At 72.3% G+C, this 20,073-nt stretch carries 20 protein-coding genes and 1 tRNA gene; 13 read left to right on the top strand and 8 right to left on the bottom strand.

The features are described 5' to 3' along the window. Positions 1-13 precede the first annotated feature (13 nt). Complete coding sequence (locus AC5L3Z_RS15240) at positions 14-628, top strand: MarC family protein (RefSeq protein ID WP_494842501.1); 615 nt, start codon at positions 14-16, stop codon at positions 626-628. Positions 629-760: 132 nt separating this feature from the next. Beyond that, the gene (locus AC5L3Z_RS15235) at positions 761-1,597 is read left to right on the top strand and encodes a RecB family exonuclease (RefSeq protein ID WP_494842729.1); all 837 of its coding nucleotides are present in this window, start codon (positions 761-763) and stop codon (positions 1,595-1,597) included. A 50-nt stretch (positions 1,598-1,647) separates the two neighbouring features. Here the strand turns inward: AC5L3Z_RS15235 and AC5L3Z_RS15230 are convergent, their stop codons facing one another. After that, on the bottom strand, positions 1,648-2,505 hold the full coding sequence (locus AC5L3Z_RS15230; protein ID WP_494842499.1) for an oxygenase MpaB family protein: 858 nt from the start codon (positions 2,503-2,505) through the stop codon (positions 1,648-1,650). 85 nt (positions 2,506-2,590) lie between these two features. Next, the gene (locus tag AC5L3Z_RS15225; protein WP_494842497.1) at positions 2,591-3,019 is read right to left on the bottom strand and encodes a Fur family transcriptional regulator; all 429 of its coding nucleotides are present in this window, start codon (positions 3,017-3,019) and stop codon (positions 2,591-2,593) included. A 196-nt stretch (positions 3,020-3,215) separates the two neighbouring features. On the opposite strand from AC5L3Z_RS15225, the gene AC5L3Z_RS15220 reads away from it, so the two are divergent. Beyond that, positions 3,216-3,698 carry a DUF2231 domain-containing protein gene (locus AC5L3Z_RS15220; protein ID WP_494842495.1) on the top strand — a complete coding sequence of 161 codons (483 nt, stop codon included), beginning with the start codon at positions 3,216-3,218 and terminating at the stop codon, positions 3,696-3,698. Positions 3,699-3,737: 39 nt separating this feature from the next. Here AC5L3Z_RS15220 and AC5L3Z_RS15215 read toward each other — a convergent pair whose 3' ends face one another. Beyond that, a complete protein-coding gene (locus AC5L3Z_RS15215) occupies positions 3,738-4,187 on the bottom strand; it encodes a hypothetical protein (protein ID WP_494842493.1) in 450 nt (149 codons plus the stop codon). 130 nt (positions 4,188-4,317) lie between these two features. Here AC5L3Z_RS15215 and AC5L3Z_RS15210 point away from each other — a divergent pair, with 130 nt between their 5' ends. Continuing rightward, positions 4,318-4,506, top strand: a complete 189-nt coding sequence (locus tag AC5L3Z_RS15210) for a hypothetical protein (protein WP_442933388.1) — start codon at positions 4,318-4,320, stop codon at positions 4,504-4,506. 483 nt (positions 4,507-4,989) lie between these two features. On the opposite strand, the gene AC5L3Z_RS15205 is transcribed toward AC5L3Z_RS15210, so the two are convergent. The 3 genes from AC5L3Z_RS15205 to AC5L3Z_RS15195 form a co-directional block, all read right to left on the bottom strand. Then, the gene (locus AC5L3Z_RS15205) at positions 4,990-5,610 is read right to left on the bottom strand and encodes a flagellar biosynthesis protein FlgA (RefSeq protein ID WP_494842491.1); all 621 of its coding nucleotides are present in this window, start codon (positions 5,608-5,610) and stop codon (positions 4,990-4,992) included. Positions 5,611-5,831: 221 nt separating this feature from the next. Further along, positions 5,832-6,191 carry an FmdB family zinc ribbon protein gene (locus tag AC5L3Z_RS15200; protein ID WP_494842489.1) on the bottom strand — a complete coding sequence of 120 codons (360 nt, stop codon included), beginning with the start codon at positions 6,189-6,191 and terminating at the stop codon, positions 5,832-5,834. 62 nt (positions 6,192-6,253) lie between these two features. Further along, a complete protein-coding gene (locus AC5L3Z_RS15195) occupies positions 6,254-6,919 on the bottom strand; it encodes a 5-formyltetrahydrofolate cyclo-ligase (protein WP_494842487.1) in 666 nt (221 codons plus the stop codon). Between the two features lie 84 nt (positions 6,920-7,003). Here AC5L3Z_RS15195 and AC5L3Z_RS15190 point away from each other — a divergent pair, with 84 nt between their 5' ends. The 8 genes from AC5L3Z_RS15190 to AC5L3Z_RS15155 all read left to right on the top strand — a co-directional run bounded on the left by AC5L3Z_RS15190 (position 7,004) and on the right by AC5L3Z_RS15155 (position 15,227). Next, positions 7,004-9,187 (top strand): GGDEF domain-containing protein, encoded by a 2,184-nt coding sequence (locus tag AC5L3Z_RS15190; RefSeq protein ID WP_494842485.1) that lies wholly within the window; start codon positions 7,004-7,006, stop codon positions 9,185-9,187. A gap of 9 nt (positions 9,188-9,196) precedes the next feature. After that, complete coding sequence (locus AC5L3Z_RS15185; RefSeq protein WP_494842483.1) at positions 9,197-10,150, top strand: UTP--glucose-1-phosphate uridylyltransferase; 954 nt, start codon at positions 9,197-9,199, stop codon at positions 10,148-10,150. Beyond that, entirely contained in the window at positions 10,147-11,439 is a 1,293-nt protein-coding gene (locus AC5L3Z_RS15180) for a molybdopterin molybdotransferase MoeA (RefSeq protein WP_494842481.1), read from the top strand. The genes AC5L3Z_RS15185 and AC5L3Z_RS15180 overlap by 4 nt, the downstream gene beginning before the upstream one ends. Positions 11,440-11,482: 43 nt before the next feature. After that, the gene (locus AC5L3Z_RS15175) at positions 11,483-12,133 is read left to right on the top strand and encodes a GNAT family N-acetyltransferase (RefSeq protein ID WP_494842479.1); all 651 of its coding nucleotides are present in this window, start codon (positions 11,483-11,485) and stop codon (positions 12,131-12,133) included. Between the two features lie 177 nt (positions 12,134-12,310). Beyond that, positions 12,311-13,108, top strand: a complete 798-nt coding sequence (sepX, locus tag AC5L3Z_RS15170) for a divisome protein SepX/GlpR (protein ID WP_494842477.1) — start codon at positions 12,311-12,313, stop codon at positions 13,106-13,108. A gap of 206 nt (positions 13,109-13,314) precedes the next feature. Next, positions 13,315-13,391 (top strand) — tRNA-Ala (locus tag AC5L3Z_RS15165). A 400-nt stretch (positions 13,392-13,791) separates the two neighbouring features. Next, the gene (locus AC5L3Z_RS15160; RefSeq protein WP_494842475.1) at positions 13,792-14,529 is read left to right on the top strand and encodes a hypothetical protein; all 738 of its coding nucleotides are present in this window, start codon (positions 13,792-13,794) and stop codon (positions 14,527-14,529) included. Between the two features lie 362 nt (positions 14,530-14,891). Further along, a complete protein-coding gene (locus AC5L3Z_RS15155) occupies positions 14,892-15,227 on the top strand; it encodes a hypothetical protein (RefSeq protein WP_494842473.1) in 336 nt (111 codons plus the stop codon). A gap of 496 nt (positions 15,228-15,723) precedes the next feature. Here AC5L3Z_RS15155 and AC5L3Z_RS15150 read toward each other — a convergent pair whose 3' ends face one another. Then, entirely contained in the window at positions 15,724-16,038 is a 315-nt protein-coding gene (locus tag AC5L3Z_RS15150; protein ID WP_494842471.1) for an NIPSNAP family protein, read from the bottom strand. An 803-nt stretch (positions 16,039-16,841) separates the two neighbouring features. On the opposite strand from AC5L3Z_RS15150, the gene AC5L3Z_RS15145 reads away from it, so the two are divergent. Continuing rightward, positions 16,842-17,441: a hypothetical protein gene (locus AC5L3Z_RS15145; RefSeq protein WP_494842469.1), complete on the top strand. Its 600-nt coding sequence runs from the start codon at positions 16,842-16,844 to the stop codon at positions 17,439-17,441. Positions 17,442-17,459: 18 nt separating this feature from the next. Here the strand turns inward: AC5L3Z_RS15145 and AC5L3Z_RS15140 are convergent, their stop codons facing one another. After that, the gene (locus AC5L3Z_RS15140; protein ID WP_494842467.1) at positions 17,460-19,292 is read right to left on the bottom strand and encodes a glycoside hydrolase family 15 protein; all 1,833 of its coding nucleotides are present in this window, start codon (positions 19,290-19,292) and stop codon (positions 17,460-17,462) included. Positions 19,293-20,073 lie beyond the last annotated feature (781 nt).

Below are 20,073 nucleotides of genomic sequence, written 5' to 3'. Positions count from 1 at the left end.
CTACGGTTATCCGGTGGATCTCAAGCTCTTCGGTGAGGTCTTCGTGACCCTGCTGGTAATCGTCGACCCGCCGGGCATGATGCCCATCTTCCTCGCCCTGACCGGCCCGCTGCCCGCCCGCGACCGCAACCGGGCCGCGTGGCAGGCGGTCGCGCTGGCGCTCGTCGTGATCGTGATCTTCGCGGTGGCCGGGCAGACGCTCCTCGACTACCTGCACGTGGACCTGCCGGCCCTGCAGGCCGCCGGTGGCCTGCTGCTGATCCTGGTCGCGCTGGAGCTGCTCACCGGCAAGGCCGACGACCCCAGCCAGCAGGTCACCTCCAACATCGCCCTGGTGCCGCTGGGCACCCCGCTGCTGGCCGGGCCGGGCGCGATCGTGGCCACCATGCTCTTCGTCCAGCAGGGCGACGGGCTCGACGACTTCTCCGCGATCGCCGCCGCGATCGTCGCCGTCATGGCCGCGGTCTGGATCGTGCTGCGCTTCTCCGGCGGGATCGTCAAGATCCTGCGCCCCGGGGGCATCGAGGTGCTGACCCGGATCGCCGGTCTACTGCTGGCCGCCATCGCCGTGCAGCTGATCGCCGACGCCGTGGCCGCCTTCGTCACCCAGTACGTCAACATGACCTGAGCGGTGTCCCGCGCCGCGCTGTCGTAGCCGGGTGGCAGGATCGTCGGCGTGCGACGAACCTCTTCCGCCGGCCGATCGTCCGGCGCACCCCGACCCCGTGCCGGGCAGGCCGAGCAGTTGGGCTTCGAGGGCATGCCGGAACGGCTCTTCGTCTGCACCCCGAGCAAACTCGGCGCGTACGAGGACTGCCCCCGCCGCTACCGCTACTCCTACGTCGACCGGCCGGCCCCGCCGAAGGGCCCACCGTGGGCGCACAACTCGCTGGGCGCCAGCGTGCACACCGCCCTGAAGAACTGGTACGCGCTGCCGACCGAGCGGCGCCGGCCGGAGGCCCTGGCCGGGCTGCTCAAGGGCACCTGGGTCCGCGAGGGCTACCGCGACGACGAGCAGGAACGGGCGGCGTACCGCCGGGCGCTGGGCTGGCTCGAGGCGTACGTCGGGACGCTGGAGCAGGGCGACGACCCGCTCGGCGTGGAGCGGGTGGTGGCGGTCCGCACGGCGGTGCTCGCCTTCAACGGGCGCACCGACCGGATCGACTCCCGCCCCGGCCCGGACGGGCCCGAGCTGGTCATCGTCGACTACAAGACCGGCCGCACCGGGCTGGACGCCGACGACGCCCGCGGCTCGCAGGCACTGGCCCTCTACGCGTACGCCGCCGAGCGGACCTTCCGTCGGCCGTGCCGCCGGGTCGAGCTGCACCACCTGCCCACCGGGACGATCGCCGCCCACGAGCACACCACCGAGTCGCTGGCCCGGCAACTCTCCCGCGCCGAGGACACCGCGCGGGACATCATGGCCGCCGAACGGGCGGTCGCCGACGGCACCGACCCGGACGACGCCTTCCCGGCGGTCGCCGGTCCCCGCTGCGGCTGGTGCGACTACCGGCGTAGCTGCCCGGTCGGCGCGCAGACGCCGGGGCGTGAACCGTGGGCGGCGGTGGATCGGCCCGTCCCGCCCACCGAGGACTGAACCCCGAGTCGCCGACCTCGGCCTCCTGCTCGATCAGCAGCCGAGTGGGGTCAGGCGGCGGTGGCGGTGAGGCGCGCGGCCCGCTCCTTGGCCGCCTGCTGCATCGGCCCCTCCCGCCACTGCCGGGGCAGCGCGGCCAGGGCCAGGCGGAGTGCGCGGACGCTCAGGTTGGCCGAGAGCGCGGTGGTGGGCAGCCCCAGGCCGCCGTACAACCGCAGCGCCCAGGGCGGCAGCAGGCCGAGCGCCGTGCCGGCGACGCCCAGGTAAGCCCACCGGGCCGGCCCCAGGGTCAGGCCCAGCCGGACCGGCAGGCTCAGCTTCCACGGGATGGGTGGCGCGGTGAGGAACAGGGCGGTCTCCGCCGCCTCCTTCGTCATCCGCAGCTCGGGGCGGACCGACCGGTAGTACTCGTCGATCTCGGCGGCGCTGCCGGGTACGTCGGCCGGGTCGAGACCGACCAGTGCGGCGGCCCGCCGCTGCTCGGTGTAGTACCCGTCCACCTCCGCGTCGGTCAGCCGCAGGCCGGCCCGGCGGGCGGTGCTGACGAACGACTCGACCTCGGTGACGTGCACCCAACGCAGTAGGTCCGGCTCGTCGATCCGGAACTCCTCGCCGGTGAACGGGTCGGTGGCCCGCAGCCGGGAGTGCAGGGCCCGCAGCCGTCGCCCGGCCGCCTCCGCCTCGGCGGTGGTGCCGTGGATGACGGTGCCGACGTACGTGGCGGTGCGGTCCAGCCGGCCCCAGGCGTCGGACTTGTAGCTGCTGTTCTGCGCCACCCCGGCCATCGCTCGGGGATGCAGCGCCTGGAGGTAGAGCGAGCGCAGGCCGGCGACGATCAGGACCGGCTCGTCGTGCACCTTCCAGGTGACCGATCCCGGACCGAAGAGGCCGGTGTCGTCGGAGTCCACCGGTCAAGAGTGCCACGGCCGCGGCCGTCCGGTCCGCTCGTCGCGGACCCGGTGGAGCGCCGGTCGGTCCCCGGCGCGGCGGCGGTCAGACGTCGGCGGTGCGGCGGGCCTGGCAGGTGGGGCAGAGGCCCCAGAAGGTCACTTCCGCCTCGTCCACCTCGAAGCCGTGGGCGATGTTCGGATCCAGGCAGGGGGCCTCGCCGACGGCGCAGTCGATGTCGGCGATCTCGCCGCAGCCCCGGCACACCACGTGGTGGTGATTGTCGCCGGCACGGGCCTCGTACCGGGCGGGGCTGCCGGCCGGCTCGATCCGGCGGGACAGGCCGGCGCGGGAGAGGGCGCCCAGGACGTCGTACACGGCCTGGGTGGAGACGGAGTCGAGGCGTTCGCGCACCCGACGGGTGATCTCGTCGACCTCCAGGTGACCACCGGCGGCCAGCACGTCCAGCACGGCGAGGCGCGGACGGGTGACCCGCAGGCCCCTCGACCGGAGAAGTTCCTCACCACTGGACATGAGGCAATGACAGCACGGGGCCGCCGGACCGACAAGTGAACCCGGCGGCGGGTGGCCCCGGCCACAGCCCCGTCGCGGGTGGAAGCGCATGAACCGTCCCGGCGGGGGCCGCGTGTAGCCGATCGAGGGGCGTGCGCGCGCTGTGGATCGACGTACGCTTCCTGCCGCGGAACCACATCCGTCGTCGGAGGTGTCGGTGTTCAAGGAGTTCAACGGCCTGCCGGGTCACGTCCTGGTGGTGCACGCCGTCGTGGTGTTCGTTCCGCTGCTGGCGCTGCTGGCCGCCGCGTACGGGCTGGTGCCCCGCTGGCGGCCCCGGCTCGACTGGGCGGTGGCCGCCCTGGCGGTGGTGACCCCCGTCTTCGCCTGGGTGGCGACGGAGTCCGGCGAGGCGTTCCAGGAGGCGCTGGAGGCCAAGGGTTACCCGCCCGCGCTGCTCGCCAAGATCCAGGAGCACGCCGACTACGGCGAGCTCCTGCTCTGGGTCACCGTGGGGCTCGCCGTGGCGGCCCTCGCGCTGCTGGCGCTGACCAGCGGCCGATTCCGTACGCCCCGGCTGCCCACCTGGGTCACCTGGGCGCTCACCGGGGTGATCGTCGTGCTGGCGGTGTTCGCGCTGGTCTACGCCTTCCTCGCCGGTGACACGGGCGCCGGGTCGGTCTGGGGCAACACCCTCTGACCGGCCCCGCTCTGCTCTGCCTGCTCTGCGCCGGGCGGGTCAGAAGATCGCGCGGGAGCAGAGCAGGCAGAGCAGGAGCAGCAGCACCACCCCGGCCACCGCGCCGACCACGTACGTGAGCCGTTGGGCGCGCTGCTCCGCCGCGTCCATGGCCTCCATGTCCTGTGGGGCGAGCGCGCGCGGCGGCGCGGCCCGCAGGTGCACCGGCGGTCGCCAGCCGGCCGGCGGTGGGGTGGTCGGGGGCGGACCGGCGTACCCGCCGGCCGTTGCTCCGGCTGGCGGCGTGATGGTCTGGTCGACGTCGGGTGCCGGGGATCCGGCCCCGCTGTGCTGCGGAGCCGCCCAGGGTGACGGCGAGGTGGGCGCCGGCGCGGACGGGGTGATCGGCTCGGCCGGTACGGGAGCGACCGGTGCGGCGGGGGGCGACCCCTGATCCTCGGGCGGCCGTCGCCAGTAATCGTCCTCGGGGGCATCGCTGGGCGTGGTCACGGCGTTCGACGCTACCAACGCCGCCGCCCACCGGCCGCCCGACGCGACGGCGGGCACCGGGTTGTGCGGCCCGGCCGGTCGTCCGGGCCGCGGAGCGGTGCCGGCGGGCAGGGCTGCCGCTGGGATAGTCTTGCCGCTCGTGAGTACCGACCCGGACGTACGCGGCGTGCGCGGCGACGACGACCGCGCCGTCGACCTCAGCGAAGACTTCGTGGTGCTGCCGGAGCAGACCGTGGACGACACCGACCACGGCTGGGGCGAGCGCGGCGGCGGCAACGACGACTGGCTGCTCGCCGAGCGCCCCCCGCACTGGGACTGACCCCACCGCTACCGACCGACCCCCGGCCGCGCCTTCTGGGCCGGACTCGCGCCCGCTCCGCGTCGCCACCGACCAAGATCGCGCTCGATCCTGGAAGTAGGGGCCTCACACCCGCCGGGAAGCCACTACTTCCCGGATCTAGCGTGATCATGGGAGGCGGCGCGCGGTCCAGCGCGATCGTGGGAGGCGGCGGCGTCCGGAACTCCTGATCGCTGCCGGGTCGCGGACCTCATCCGGACGCTTTGGAGCTGATGACGTATCCGGATCAGCGGTCCGTCGGGAGCGTGGCGCTGCGCGGCCTGTGGCTCCGGGCGGCCCCGGTCGCGGTCCGGCTCGCGCGGTCCAGCGCGATCGTGGAAGCCGGTGCGCGGCCCAGCGCGATCATGGGAGGGCGCGCGGCCCAGCGCGATCACGGAAGGGCGCGCGGGCCAGCGCGATCATGGAAGGCGGCGCGGGACCCCGTCTGCGGGCCCGAACCTCGGCTCAGCCGCGGACCACGACGGCGAAGCGGCTCCCCTCCGGCTGGCCCACGGCCCGGTGGGCCTGGTCAGGACGGAGGGCCAGGTAGAGCGCCGATGATCCGTCGGTGGCGTCCCCACCGCCGACCACGTCGAGCACCAGCGCTCCGGGTGCCAGCAGCCCGGTCCTGCCGCCGGCCACGACCAGCAGGTCCACCCGGGCTCCGGGGCGGAGCACGGTGAGCGCCGCCGGTTCGGCGAGCCGGACCGGCACCCCCACCAGCCCACCCGGCAGCGGCAGCGCCGCACCCTGCCGCGCTCCCGGCGCCGGGTCACCCGGCGCGGCCCTGGCGGGCCCCGATCCGTGATCCGTGCCGGCGGGCCACGTTCCGGCAGCCGCCCCGGCGGGCCCCGACCCGCGGTCCGCCCCGGCGGGCGAGGGCACCGAGCCGGGCGCGGCCCCGGCAGAGGGGCCGGACGACGGGGTGGTCGGGGTCGGGCAGCCAGCCGGCGTGTCCAGCACGATCACCGCCAGCCCGAGCAGGGCGGCGACCAGCCCGATCCGCAGCAGGGTGCCGCCGCGCGGACGGCCGAGCCGGCGCGCCGGCCGCAGCGAGCCCGCCCCCTGCGTGCCACCGACCGTCACGACGGCTCACCTCCACCTCCGACCCGCGGGCGGCCGGGTGGCCGCCGGTCAGCAGGCTAGGTGGGAGAGGGGCGGGCCCGGTGGCCCCGACGCGGAACCTGTGGACAACCGGTGGACCTGTGGACAACGCCCGTACGGGTGGCGGATCTGGTAACGAGCCGGGCGGGAACGCCGAACGCCCCCGCAGCCCGGTGGGCGGCGGGGGCGGTGGCGCAGCGGGATCAGGAGGCGGCGGAGCTGCCGGACGTGCTCGCGGCCGGGGCCTTGGTCGACCCACCGTTGGAGGAGCCCGACGAGCCGGACGAGCTGCTCGACGTGCTCGACGACGAGTCGCCGCCGGAGGACGAGCCCTCGGACTTGGCCGGCTTGGCGCTGGTGGCGCCGCTCTTGCTCTCCGAGCCGGCGGCGCGGGAGTCGGTCCGGTAGAAGCCGGAGCCCTTGAACACGACGCCGACGGAGTTGAAGACCTTGCGCAGCCGCCCCTCGCACGCGGGGCACTCGGTCAGCGGCTCGTCGGAAAAGGACTGCACCGCCTCGAGCTGGTTGCCGCACGCGGTGCAGGCGTACTGGTACGTGGGCACGTCGTCCTCCGGATCTGGGCACGGCCGGTTGGCACTCGTCGTATTCGAGTGCCAATGGTGCGTCATCGGACCCGGGTTCGTCCAGCGGACGTGGGGGGATCGACACCGGGCGGGCCGGGGAACGGACGCAGCCCACCCGACGGGGTGACAACGGCGCGTACCGGACGGTCGTGCGGTTGGGCGGGCAGGGCCTCCACCAACTCGCCGTCGTGCAGCAGCGCCACGGTCAGCGCCGAGCCGGCGACCCGGGTCAGGGCCCGGTCGTACGAGCCGCCGCCGCGGCCCAGCCGCAGCCCACGCCGGTCCACCGCCAGCGCCGGTACGACCACCAGCTCCGCCCCGGAGATCGCCGAGCGGCCCAGCCGGGGCCCGTCCGGCTCCCGCATCCCCCGGCCGGCGGCGACCAGCGACCCCGGTCCGGCGTACCCGGCCCAGTCCAGGTCGAGGTCGTCGCGGAGCACCGGGAGCAGCAGCTCGGCCTCCGGCGGCAGCGCCGCCCGGAGCACCTCGGGCAGCTCCGGGCCGCCCGGCTCGGAGCCCACCGGGACGTACCCGGTGATCCGGCGGGGGCGCAGCCGGCGTACCAGATCGACCAGCTCGGCCTGGACGCGCGCCGCGGCGGCGGCCCGCTGCGGCGCGGTCAGCGACCGGCGGCGGGCGAGCAACGCGACGCGGACCTCGCGTTTCGCCTCGTGCGCCACTTCCGCTCCATCAGAAAATTCCGGCACGCAACACTCCTGACGCAAAGCTTGCCTCCCGGTCGCTCTGTGTCAGCATCGCAGGAACGGGCGCGAAACCTCCGGGGGGCAGCGTTGACGCTACGCGGGCGGTTGACGGCGGCCTTCCTCGCGGTGGTGCTCGGCCCGGTGCTGCTCGGCGCGGTCTTCGTCGGCACCACCCTGGCGGCGGTCGACCGCAGCCGCGCCACCGAACGCCTCGGCGTGGCCGCCGCCACCGTCCGCACCTCCGTCGACGCCCTATGCCAGCAGCTGCGGGCCGCCGCGGACGCCGTCGCGCTGCGCACCGACGCCGCCGCCCGCGCCGTTGCCGCCGGGCAGGTGGTCGGCCGGGGCCTGGCCGCCGCCGTGCTGGTCACCGACGTGACCGGTGCGACCACCTACACCACCCCGGGCGCCCCGCCCACCCCCTGGCAGGACTGCGCGGGGGGCCGACCCGTCGACGGGCGGGTGCGGGTGCTCAGCGCCCGGGTGGACCTGCGCGACCCGGCCGGGAGCGCCCTCGGCACGGTCGCCGCGGCCCACCCGGTCGACCCGGCGTTCGTGACCCGGCTGGCCGCCGCGACCGGCGTCGCGGTCACCCTGCTCGACGGCGGCGCCACCCGCTTCACCCACACGACCGAGACCTCCCGGGTACGCGAGGCGGTGCTCGCCGCCGCCGGCACGGTCGACGGGGACAAGGTCACCGAGACCCCCGACGGCCGGTACGTCCGGCGGCTCGACCCGGCAGCCGGCCAACCGCTGCCGCTGGTCCTCTCCGTACCGGGGGAGCGGCCGACCGGGCTGCCCGCCGTGCTGGTCGGCGCGGTGCTGCTGGCCGCCCTGCTGGCGGTGCTGGCCGCCGGGCGGCTGGCCCGGGTCACCACCCGGCCGCTGGTCGAGCTGGCCGGGGCGGTGGACCGGGTGGCCCGGGGCGACCTGACCGCGCGGGTGCCGGTGCGCAGCCGGGACGAGATCGGCCGGCTGGCCGGCGCGTTCAACCGGATGACCCGGGAGACGGCCAGCTACGTGGCGGCCCTGACCAGCAGCCGTGACCAGCTCCGCGGGCACCTCGCGGTGCTCGGCGACACCCTGGCCAGCACCCACGACCTGCAACGCATCCTGCGGGTGATCCTGCACAGCGCGATCGGCGCGACCGGGGCCCGGGCCGGGGCGGTGCTGCTGCTGGACCCGGACGGCGTGCTGGTGGGCAAGTGCGGCGAGGGGCTCCAGGACCGCCTGCCGGACCCGGAGACGCTGCGGGTGCCGGTCGGCGCCGGGGTGGCCGGCGCGGTGGCGGCCACCGGGGAGCCGCGGCGCGGGCGGGCCGGGGACGGCGTGCCGGCGCCCGGCGAGCCGCGCTGCGAGACGTACGTCGCGGTGCCCTTCACCGTGCCCGGCGGCCCGGCCGGCGGGGTGGAGCCCGGGCGTGAGCCGGCCGTCGGCGTGCTGGCCCTCTACGACCGGTTGGGCGCCGAGGAGTTCGACGACGCCGACCTGGACACCCTGCGCACCTTCGCCGGGCACGCGGCGGTGGCGGTGGAGAACGTCCGGGTGCACGAGGAGGCGCAGCGGCTGTCGCTGACCGACCCGCTGACCGGGCTGTGGAACTACCGCTACCTGCGCGAGTCGCTGCGCCGGGAGGTGGAGCGGGCCAGCCGGTTCGGGCGGATGCTCAGCATCCTCGTCCTCGACCTGGACCGGTTCAAGGACGTCAACGACACCTACGGCCACGCGGCCGGGGACGCGGTGCTCGCCGAGTTCGCCCGCCGGATCCGCGGCGAGATCCGCGAGGTCGACCTGGCGTTCCGGCAGGGCGGCGAGGAGTTCGTGGTGCTGCTGCCGGAGACCGACGCCCGGGGCGCGGCGATCGTCGCCGAGCGGCTCGGCGCGGCCGTGCGCGGCACCCCGATCGCCGCGGACGGGCACGCCGGTCGGCGGGTGGCGATCCCGGTGACGGTCTCCATCGGCATCGCCGTCTACCCCGACCACGCCAGCACCGGCCAGCAGGTGCTGGACGCGGCGGACGAGGCGCTCTACGCCGCGAAGGCCGCCGGCCGGGACGGGCACCGGGTCGCCGGGGAGCGGGCCGCCCCGCTGACCGAGGAGATCCCGGTGCCGGCCGGGGCGGTGAGCCCGGACGACGGGCTGCCCCGCGCCGGCCCGGGGACCGGCCGGCCCGGCGCCGGCGCTCCCCGGCCCACCGCGGGTGTGACGCAGCCGGCTACGGGCGGCGCGTCTTCCGGTCCTCACCCGCCGCGGCAGAGCCGTGGCCGATAGTCTCGCGACATGTCGGAGCACTCAGCGAACCACCCAGCGGCCGCCGCGACCGGCCGCCCCCGTGCGGTCAAGGCCGTCATCCCGGCCGCCGGCCTGGCCACCCGGTTCCTGCCGGCCACCAAGGCGGTCCCGAAGGAGTTGCTGCCGGTGGTAGACCGGCCGGTGCTCCAGTACATCGTCGAGGAGGCCGCCCAGGCCGGCATCGACGACGTGCTGCTGATCACCGGGCGCGGCAAGACGGCCATGGTGGACCACTTCGACCGCCGGCCCGACCTGGAGGAGCGGCTCGCCAAGAAGCCCGAGCTGCTGGCCGCCGTGCAGCGCACCACCGAACTGGCCGCCATCCACACCCGCCGGCAGCCCGAGCAGCTCGGCCTGGGCCACGCCGTCGGGTACGCCGAGTCGCACGTCGGCGACGCGCCCTTCGCGGTGCTGCTGGGTGACGAGTTCGTCAAGCCGTCCGAGCCGCTGCTGCCGGCCATGTTGGAGCTCCAGGCCCGCACCGGCGGGGTGGTGCTCGCCTTCTTCGAGGTCGACCCGGCCGAGACCAGCCGGTACGGCATCGCCTCGGTGGAGCCGGCCGAGGCGGAGCTGACCGACATCGGCGAGGTCGTCAAGGTCACCGGCATGGTGGAGAAGCCCCAGCCGGAGGACGCGCCGAGCAACCTCGCCGTCCTCGGCCGGTACGTGCTGCCGGGCCGGATCTTCGACGCGATCCGCCGGACGGAGCCGGGCAGCGGCGGGGAGATCCAGCTGACCGACGCCATGGAGCTGCTGCGCAACGAGGGCGTGCCGGTGCACGCGATCGTCTACCGGGGCACCCGCTACGACACCGGCATGCCGCTGGGCTACCTCCAGACCGTGGTGCAGATCGCCGTCGAGCGGGAGGACCTCGGCGGTGAGTTCCGCAAGTGGCTGGCCGAGTTCGTCAACTCCGACGCGGCGGGCGGCTCCGGTACATGACCGCGACGGCCGACGCCGAGGCGGCCGCGAACGAGCTGACGCCACTCGCCGACTACCTGGGCAGCGTGCTGCGCAGGTTACGCGCGCTGCCTCCGCTCGACCTCGACCTCACCCAGGCGCACGGCAACGTCCTCGCCGAGGACGTCGTCGCCCCGCACTCGTTCCCCGCCTTCGACCAGGCGGCGGTGGACGGGTACGCGGCGCGCTGGGAGGACCTCGTCGGGTACGGCCCGGCCCCCTCCGGGGGGCCGGGCCGTACCGTGCGGCTGAACGTCGTCGGTGACCTCGGCGCGGCGAGCTGGCGCCCGGTCCGGCTCACCCCGGGCTCGTGCTTCTCGGTGGCCGCCGGGGCGCCCCTGCCCGTCGCAGCGGACGTCGTCGTCCCGGTGGAGTGGACGGACCAGGGCATGGCCGCGGTGGAGATCTTCCGCACCCCCAAGCGGGGGTACGGGGTCCGCCGCGCCGGCGAGGAGCTGCCCGCCGGCACGCTGCTCGCCCGCGCCGGCACGTACGTCTCGCCGGCGCTGGTCGCCGTCTTCGCCGCCACCGGCATCGGACACGTGGTGGTCCGCCCCAGCCCGCGCGTGGTCATCGTGGCCACCGGCGACGAGCTGGTCGACGTGGGCCGGGGCAGCCAGCCCGGCCAGGTGGTGGACGCGAACTCGCACGCGCTGACCGCCGCCGCGGCCGAGGCGGGGGCGCTGGCGTACCGGGTGGGCATCTGCGACGACGACCCGGAGGGGCTGCGCGGCCTGCTGGAGGACCAGACCCTGCGGGCCGACCTGATCCTGACCACCGGCGGCACCGGCACCGGTCCGGGGGACATGGTCCGCCGGATCCTGTCCCGCCGGGAGGGCGGCCGCGCCGGACCGGTCACCTTCACCGACGTGGCGCTCTATCCCGGCACCGCGCTGGGATTCGGTACGGTCGGTGCCGAGGAGGTGCCGGTGGTGTGTCTGCCCGGTGAGCCCGGCGCGGCGCTGATCGGCTTCGAGGTGCTGGCCCGGCCGGCGATCCAGCTGCTGGCCGGCGCGGAGCCGGTGTTCCGGCCCAGCGTCCGGGCGCACCTGCTGGAGACCGTGTCGTCGCCGGCCGGGCTGCGCGAGTTCCGCCCCGCACACGTCGCCGAGCGGCGCGGCGGGGGCTACACGGTCCAGCCGCTCAGCGGTGGACCGTTCACCCTCTCCGGGCTGGCCGAGGCGAACGGGTTGCTGGTGCTCGGCGAGCGGGTCACCAACGCCGCCGCCGGGTCCACCGTGGACGTCCTGCTGCTGGACCGGCGCCGGTGAGCCGGTCCCGTCGGCCCGTTCCCACGGGCGGGAGGCCGGCGCGGTGAGCCTGTTCGGACTCGGCCGGGTGCCGGGGTGGCCGGTGGTGCTGGTGGACGGTCCGGTGGTGCTGCGGCCGTACCGGCGCTCCGACGCGGCCGCCTGGTCGCGGGTGCGGCGCGACAACCAGTCTTGGCTGTCCCCATGGGAGTCCCACCTGCCGGGCAGTTGGGACGAAACCAACTCGCCGGCCGCGTTCCGCTACGTGTACCGGGACCAGCGGCGGTCGGCGCGGACCGGCGAGGGCATGCCGTTCGCGGTCTGCCTGCGCGAGGACGGCCGGGAACGACTGGTCGGGCACCTCAACGTGGGCAGCATCGTCCGGCGGGCCTACTGCTCCGGCTACGTGGGGTACTGGGTGGACGCCCGGGTGGCCGGTCGAGGCGTGATCCCCACCGCGATGGCGCTCGCCGTCGACCACGCGTTCGGCGCGGGTGGGCTGCACCGGGTCGAGGTCAACATCCGGCCGGAGAACCGGCCGTCCCGGCGGGTGGTGGAGAAGCTGGGCTTCCGCGAGGAGGCGTACCACGTCCGCTACATGCACATCGACGGTGCGTGGCGTGACCACATCGGATACGCGATGACCAGCGAGGAGGTCGCCGCCGAGGGCGGCCTGCTGGCCCGCTGGCACCGGATCCGTTCCGCCCGCGGGTGAGCCGTCCCACGGACGGGATCGGCGCGGCGCGTCATCATCCCGGTCGGCGGCCCGTAACCTCAAGTAACTGCAAGCTGTGGCAAGCGCTGCCCGCCCGTACGATCTGCGCCGTGGACGACCATCCGGGGAAGATCCTGCGGTGGTCCGACGGTTGCCCCGAATTCGGTGACGGGAGGGGTGAGGGTGCCGACCTCGGTGCTCCTCGCCGTCCTCGCCGCCGCCGGCCTGCTCGCCCTGGCCCCGGCGCTGGTCCGCCGGTACGACGCCACCGAGCGGCTGGTGGCGGAGCGGGCGCAGTCGACGGCGCGGGTGCTCCAGCGCCGCCGGCGGCGTCGTACTGTCCCCGGCCGGCGCCCGGTCAACCCGTCCCGCGCCCTCGTCGTCACCCTCACTGAAGACTCCGACACGGGCGGTCTGAGTGCCCCGGTGTCGGCACCCCCGGCCGCGGTGCGCCGGAAGGGTCGGCTCCGCGCCGTACCGCCGGCACCGCGACGGGCGCGTCGTCGGCCGCCCGCGCACCGGCACCACACTCCGGCCGTCTACCGGCGGCGTCGGGTGCTCGCCGCGCTGCTGCTGCTGAACTTCGTCGAGCTGATCGGCGTGATCGTGGTCAGCCCCGGGTTCTGGATCGGCTTCTCGGTCACCGCCGCCCTGCTGCTGCTGTACGTCGTACACCTGCGGCGCCGGGCCCTGACGGAGCGCCGGCGGCGGCGCCTCCAGGCGCGGGAGGCGGCCTGGCTGGCCGCCCGGCAGGCCGAGGTGCGGCGGGAGCAGGCCCGGCGGGCGGCGGCCCGCCGGGAGGCGCAGCGCCGCCTGGCCGCCCAACGCGAGGCGGTACGCCGTACCGCGATGGGCCTCGACCGGTCGGGTGACCTGCCGGCGGCGGCCGGCGGCGGAGGCTCCGTCTCCTACCGCCGCACCGGCGGCCTCCGCGGCCGCCCCTACTCCTCCGGCCGCGGCTCCCACTCCGCCTGACGCCCTCCCCTCTTCGCCGGCGATCTTGCAGTTGTGGTGGGGGTTGTGTGGTTGGTTGTCCTTTTTGCCGGGCCGGCAACTGCATGATCGGCGGAAGTGGCGGATGGCGGGCGGGGTGATTCGCGTGGGGGGCGGCGGACCTGTTAACCTTGGCGCCGGCCCGCCCGGTGAAAGCCGGGTGGGACCGAAGCCGGTTCGCCGGCGGAGGGGCTGTGGCGCAGACCGGTAGCGCACCTCGTTCGCATCGAGGGGGTCAGGGGTTCAAATCCCCTCAGCTCCACCAGTAACACCGCTGACCAGGGGAAATCCCGCCAGCAAGATCGGCGGGCACAGATCCGGCACAAATCAGCGAGGATTCGGGGCCTTCGGGCCCCGTTTTTGCTTGGCGCTCGCGTCACGGAGCGCGCCGCTGATATTGAACCATGCCCGGCACCGTCAGTCAGCTCACGAAAACGGTGCGGATTGGCGCGAGAGTCGGCCAAGGCCAGAGGCCGGGTGTTGGGCGCCTAGTGGTCGGAGGCTGGCTGAACCGGGCAGGGGCGAGTGTCGGGCAGGTCGCGAGTGCTTGTGCGTGTGCTTGGTGCGATGTCGGGTCTCAGGACCTCCGTGACAAATCAGTCTCAGGACGTGGGTGACACGTCCGACTAGACGATCTTCATCTGTCACTACTAGGGTCCGGACGCGTGACCGACCGGTTCGATCCGACACGTCCCACCAATGCTGCGGCTGGTGGACAAGTTGCCGTAGAACGCTTCATCACCCAGTTCACCTCGGACTGGCTGGCGCCGTCGGAGGCCGGGGACGGCTACGCCGAGGCGGAGCTGGCTGCGGCTGAGACACGACTCGGAGTGCGGTTACCCTCTGCCCTGCGCACCGCATACCGCCTGTTCGGACGCCGAGATGACCTGACGCGAACCCAGGACTACTTGTGGGAACCCTCGCGGCTGAATCTCGACGACGAGGACCGGGTGCTGGTCTTCCGGAGGGAGAACCAGAACGTCACCTGGTGGGGCGTGCCAGTCCACAGTCTCCACCTGGACGACCCGCCGGTCGTCATCCGACTCGACAGGCTGGGAGGCGCAGCACGCGGCTGGGGTCGGTGGTTCGATCGGCTCTCGCTGGCCTGCATCGAGATGGTGCTCTCGGAGAGCCTCATGTCCGGCGAGGTCGGCCTTTGTGACAACAGGAACCTTGATGACGCCGCTGTGACGGTGCTGGAGCGCAGCTTCAGTCGCATTGGACTGCCGGACTACCCGCTGTGGTCGATACCAGACGGACCGCCCGTGCGGTGGTTCGCCGACACGGACGTGCTCTTGCGCGACGACGGCCGGCAATGGCTGTGGGTGCGAGCGAGGACCCACGACGCCCTGGAGCGAGTACGGCGGGCATTGCCAGGCGACTGGCTCATGGACGCGGAGTAGACCACCCCCTGCCAGCACATCCACGAACCGGCGGGCACGTGCGCGCTCTACCAGCACTCAGTAGAAGTGTCACGCAGGTCCTGATACCGATCTGTCACCTAGGTCCTGAGACCGGACAGTGTGCTTGGTGCGATGTCGTACTCCGCTTGATCCGTTACACATCAGCTTCACTTGACGGGTTACACCGGCCTTGAGCATGCCGGACACGGCCCGTGACACTGGTCGTCCACCACGCTGGTGTCCCCGACATCCGCTTCTGTCGATGAGCGGACGTGGGCGGGCAGGTGCTGGCCTCGCCGCGACGCGATCTGGTTCGTATCGCCCGCTGTCGTTAGGCTCGCGGCACAGAGGGAGGGGTAGACGTGCGTACTCGCTGGAGACTGGCCGGGTTGGCGTTCGGCGTCGCGCTGTTCGCGACTGGCTGCGGAGGTGACGACGGACCGTCGCTCGCGGGCACCTGGGTCATGGCGGAGAATGGTTCGCGGACGATGACGGTGCGCGACGACGGTTCACTGTCGGCCAGTGTGGGCATCTCATGCACCGGCGCCACCAAGAGCCAGGGCAAACGGACGTACCGGTTCGAGTTCGACTGCGGCATCACCAAGTACTCCGTGGACGGCACGCTGAGCGCCGACGGCAACAACCTCACCATGAAGGACCCGAGCACCGATCAGAATGCGGTCTGGAACAGAAAATAAGGCGAAGCGGGGAACTGTTCCGCCGCCAACCACAGTGGCGGCCAGGGTAGGTACTGGTTCTAGTTTCCGCCCGAAGCGTCCCGTCCGCAGAACGGCACCAGCGACCGAATCTGCCGCTGACCGTGCGTCTTGACCGGCATCGAGGACCGCTACCCCGGCGATAGGACGGCACGCCGGTAACGCACTGTGACGGCAGAACAGGAGAGATCCGGCCGGCTGTCACCCGTCAACTGAAGTTGATGTGTAACGGATCAAGTGAAGCCCGACAGTGTGCTTGGTGCGAGACTGTGAGAAGTTTCTGTACGAGATCAAGGCGGCCCGCTTCGCAGGCCGCTCGCGCCGCCGAACCTGGGCCGGGCCGATGGCCCGCCGCCGCGCCTCTGGCCTTCGGCCGCCAGCGCGTCGGTGCTAGCCCGCCGGCGGCGCGAACATGACGAAGCCCCGGGCCGCTGATGACAGCAGCGTTCCGGGGTTCGATGTTTTGATCAACGGCGGGTCAATCAGTCGACGGGAGCAAGGGGCGCATGAAGGAGCGGTCGTACCGCAAAACGCAGCCGCTGTCATCACGGATGCGATCAGCTTCCACGAAATCGGGATCAGTGCCGAACAGCGACCGGTACTGCTCATACGCCGCGAGGCTGGGGAAACTGAATAGAGCAAGCGCCCGGTCACTAGCACCTTCCGCAGGAAGAAAGTAGCCGTGGTGAGTTCCCCCATGCCGCACCACCAAGTGCATCCAGCGACGCGCGAACAGCTCGAAGTCATAGAGCTTGTCGGGATCAATGACGTAGTCGACAACGCAGGTGATCATGCGTGACACGTTACGCCCGCCGCGGACGAGGCAAACCCCGTTGGCCTCCGGCGGGGCGCTCGGGCACTCCGGGATGGTGGGCGCCATCCCGACAACCTCCGTCCGGGCAGAGCCGAGTGGGTGGGGCCCGCCCGGTCAAGGTCGTTCAGACGGTGGTGTGCTCCACCTTGACCGGGCAGGCCCCACCCACTCCACAGTGTGCGGACGAAGGCCGACGGGATGGCTAGAGGGCGCGGGCCAGGGGCGGCGGGCGGGCGGAGATCATCGGGCACAGATCCGGCACAACTGCGACTGGCAAGCTATGTCAAGCGTCGGAAGGGCTTGGCGACAGTTGCGCAGGTCGCGCCGCAGAAGTGCCCCACTCGCGTTGATCTCTCCCCGCAGAAGGTGTATGGGGTTCAAATCCCCTCAGCTCCACCCAGTTCAAAGGCCGTTTCCGCTTGTCGGAGACGGCCTTTTTCGATCCTGTGCAGCTGTCCAGCCATGCCGCGTTCATGGCGTTTCAGGCGGGCGGCGGGAGTGACGCCTCGATCTCCTACGTCAACCTCGGTGTCGCCACCGCCTTCTGGCTCGACTGGTGCAGAGCGTCTGGAGGGGCTGCCGCGACCGGCCCACGAAGTCGGTGGCTCGATGGTGGTCCGCCGGGTGGGTGTGCCCGGAAATTCTCGCACCCCGGGCCAGGTCCGGTCGGCGTGTTCCTTGTGCCGCTTTTGATCTTCGCGACGGGAGCGCAGTGCTGAACTGGCGGGACGAGCGGACGAGCACCTCCCGGCTTGATGACCGCCGGTTGGGAAGCAAACGGCGTGACAGAGTCGAAGCGACGTCGGCTGGCAGAAGACGACCTGTTGAAGGGGTTCGACCAGACAGGCCCGAGTCGGGGAAGGCTCGGCGGCTTCTTCGCCATCACGATCGGCGCGTCCCTGTACGCCTGGCATGTTGCTTTCGCCTTCGGCGCCTACCACACGCTCCTCTACCAATTTCGGCAGCAACTCCTCGTCGTGTCGCTGGTCGTGTTGCTGGGAGGGCTGATCATGCGCTCCCGGATGCAGATCCACCCCTGGCTGCTGGCCCTGTTCGCGCCGCCGCTCCTGCTCACCCTGGTGCGGCTTGTCTTTCCGGCCAGCCAGTCGGGTGCCGTTGCCCGGGTCGTGGACCGTGTCCTGCTCGTTGCCACCGTAGCTGTGTTGCCGATCATCGCCTGGGTCGTTGCGCGGTTGATCGCACCGAACTACTTCACCCTGCCCGACCGCCGAACCAAGATCGCCGTCGTAGCTGTCGTCACCGCTGTGACGATCACCGGCTATTTCGTCGGCCGGTTCAACGATCGCTTCCTCACCTGCGGAGACTTCCGCGTCGCCGGCGATTACCAGCCAGAGAACTGCGTACACGTACCTCGTCGCTGACGGGTGGATACGCCATGCTCACTTCTTCTGGCCGTCGAGGAGTTCGTCGAGGGCGACTGCGGTGTTGATGAGCGCAAGGTGGCTGAACGCCTGGGGGAAATTGCCGGTCTGTTCGCCGCTCGACGCGATCTCTTCGGCGTAGAGCCCCAGGTGGCTGCTGAAGGTGAGCATTTTCTCGAAGGCGAGGCGTGCTTCGTCGAGGCGTCCGGCGCAGGCGAGGGCTTCCACGTACCAGAAGGTGCACATGTTGAAGGTGCCTTCGTCGCCGGGTAGCCCGTCTGGGGAGGCGGCGGGGTCGTATCGGTAGACGAGGCTGTCGGAGACGAGTTCGTCGTCGATGGCGCGGAGGGTGGACTGCCACATGGGATCGGTGGGCGTCACGAAGCCGACGGACGGCATGGTGAGCAGCGCGGCGTCGAGAACTGCCTCGCCGTAGCTCTGGACGAAGGAGCGGCGGCCGGGGTCGTAGCCGTTTTCCATGATCTGGTGGTAGATGGCGTCTCGCTGCTGGGCCCACCGGCAGGTGTCGCCGGGGCGGCCGTGTCGTGCGGCGAGGCGGATGGCACGGTCGAGGGCGACCCAGGACATCAGCCGGCCGTAGGTGTAGTTGCGGGGGTGGCTTCGGCTTTCCCAGATACCCGCGTCGGGCCGGTCCCAGTTGTCGCAGAGCCAGTCGACAAGTTTGACAGTGCTGCGCCAGACCTGGTGTGAGGCGCGGATGCCCCGTTCGTCGGCGAGGTGCATCGCGTACAGCGCCTCGCCGTGAATATCGAGCTGCAGCTGGTCGGCCGCGCCGTTGCCCACCCGGACCGGACCGGAGCCGCGGTAACCCTCGAAGTGGTCAAGTACTTCTTCGTGCAGATCCGACGAGCCATCGATGCGGTACATGATCTTCAGCGGGTTGCCGCTGTCGCCGGCTTCGCGGACGCGCTCGTCGAGCCAGTCCACGTACCGGCTGGCCTCCTCCGTGAACCCGAGTCCCAGGAGAGCGTGTACCGAGAATGAGGTGTCGCGGACCCAGGTGTAGCGGTAGTCCCAGTTCCGGGTGCCGCCAACCATCTCCGGCAGCGCGGCGGTTGGGGCGGCGATCATGGCACCGGTAGGTGCGTAGGTCATGAGTTTCAGGGTGATCGCCGAGCGTTCAACCATCTCCCGCCACCGTCCGGTATAGCGGGATCGGTCGAGCCAGCGGCGCCAGTAGTCGCGGGTCTGCACGAACATCGCCCGGACCTCGTCAGCGGGAATGACGCGGGGATCGTGGGTGGAGGCGGTCTCCACCACCATCCCACCGGTGTCGCCCTGGCGGAACGTGGCGAACATGAGCAGGTCCCCGCCGCTGTCGTGGACGTCGGCCTCGTGTACCAGCCGCCCGACTGGACGGACCGGATTGACGGTGAGTGTCATCGAGGAGCTGTGGAAGGCGACACCATCGGATTGCAGCTCCAGATCGTGGCGGTCCCGGCCGTAGTTGAAACGGGGCCGACATTCGATGCGGAACCGCATGCTGCCCCGAACCATGTTGACCATCCGCACGAGCCGGTGCTGATCGGTGACCTGTTCGCCGACGACCGGCATGAAGTCGATGATCTCGCCGACGCCGTCCGCGCTGATGAAGCGGGTGATCAGGATGGGCGTGCCGGGCATGTACAGCTGCTTGCTCAGGTAGTCGACGCCGTCGGGCGAGATGCGTAAGTAACCGCCGCGTTGCCGATCGAGCAAGCCCGCGAAGATGCTGGGGGAGTCGAAACGCGGCGCGCAGAACCAGTCGACCGTGCCATCGCGGGCGACCAACGCGGCCGTCTGCAGGTCGCCGATGAGCCCATGGTCCTCAAGGGCCGGGTACTTCTCCACACGACCTCCCACCCTGCCTACGGGTCCCTACGCAAGCTAGGGGTACGTGCCCCGCCGGGTGTGAGGTTGGAAGCGGATCACTCTCAGGAGGTACCGGGACGCCATCGGTCAGACGCGGGTGGCTGAGGTTGGCCGCCACGGCCTGTTCGTAGCAGCCGACGCCTACGGCGTACTCGCTGAGAATGCCCGACAAGCAGTCGTCAGGCCGTTGGAGGTCGGGAACGACCAACGACGGCCACTGGTGCCACCAGCCGTACTTGCCGTGCAACCGACGCCCAGCAAGGCTGCCCAGTCGGCTTCAAGGACGGAGCCGGTCGGGACTGTCGAGAACGGCTTCCGCCAGCCGCCCCGGGAACATGCGCTTCACGCTCGCGGCGTATCCACTCCCGTCGGCAGGTCGCGTTACCCGGTCGCCGTCAACCCGGACGGGCATGGAGACAGCGGTAGGGACCCCCGGCGCCGGTGAACCTTCGCATTGAGCCCAGGCGAACGACGAGGGGCCTTCCTGCCCAAGCAGTCGGACCTTGCACGTGCCCGGTTCGCTGACCAGCTTGCCGGGGAGGAGTGCGGCGAGACGCTGCTCCTCAGCCTGGACGGCAGCAGTGCTCCGATCAGGTAGCGCGTACTGCGGCTCGGAACAGCCAGCGATCAGCCCCACCGCCAACCCGAGCCAGGCGGTGTGTCGACCATTCACCCTTCGAGCATCCCACCTCAACGGGCGGGACGATGCCCCGGAAGCGGCCAGTCGAGCAGCCAGGCCAGCGGGCGGGGCGAACGCCCA

The organism is Micromonospora sp. LZ37, assembly GCF_059359015.1.
The sequence above is the reverse complement of the archived record's forward strand: the minus strand, read 5'-3'. Positions and strand labels throughout refer to the sequence as shown.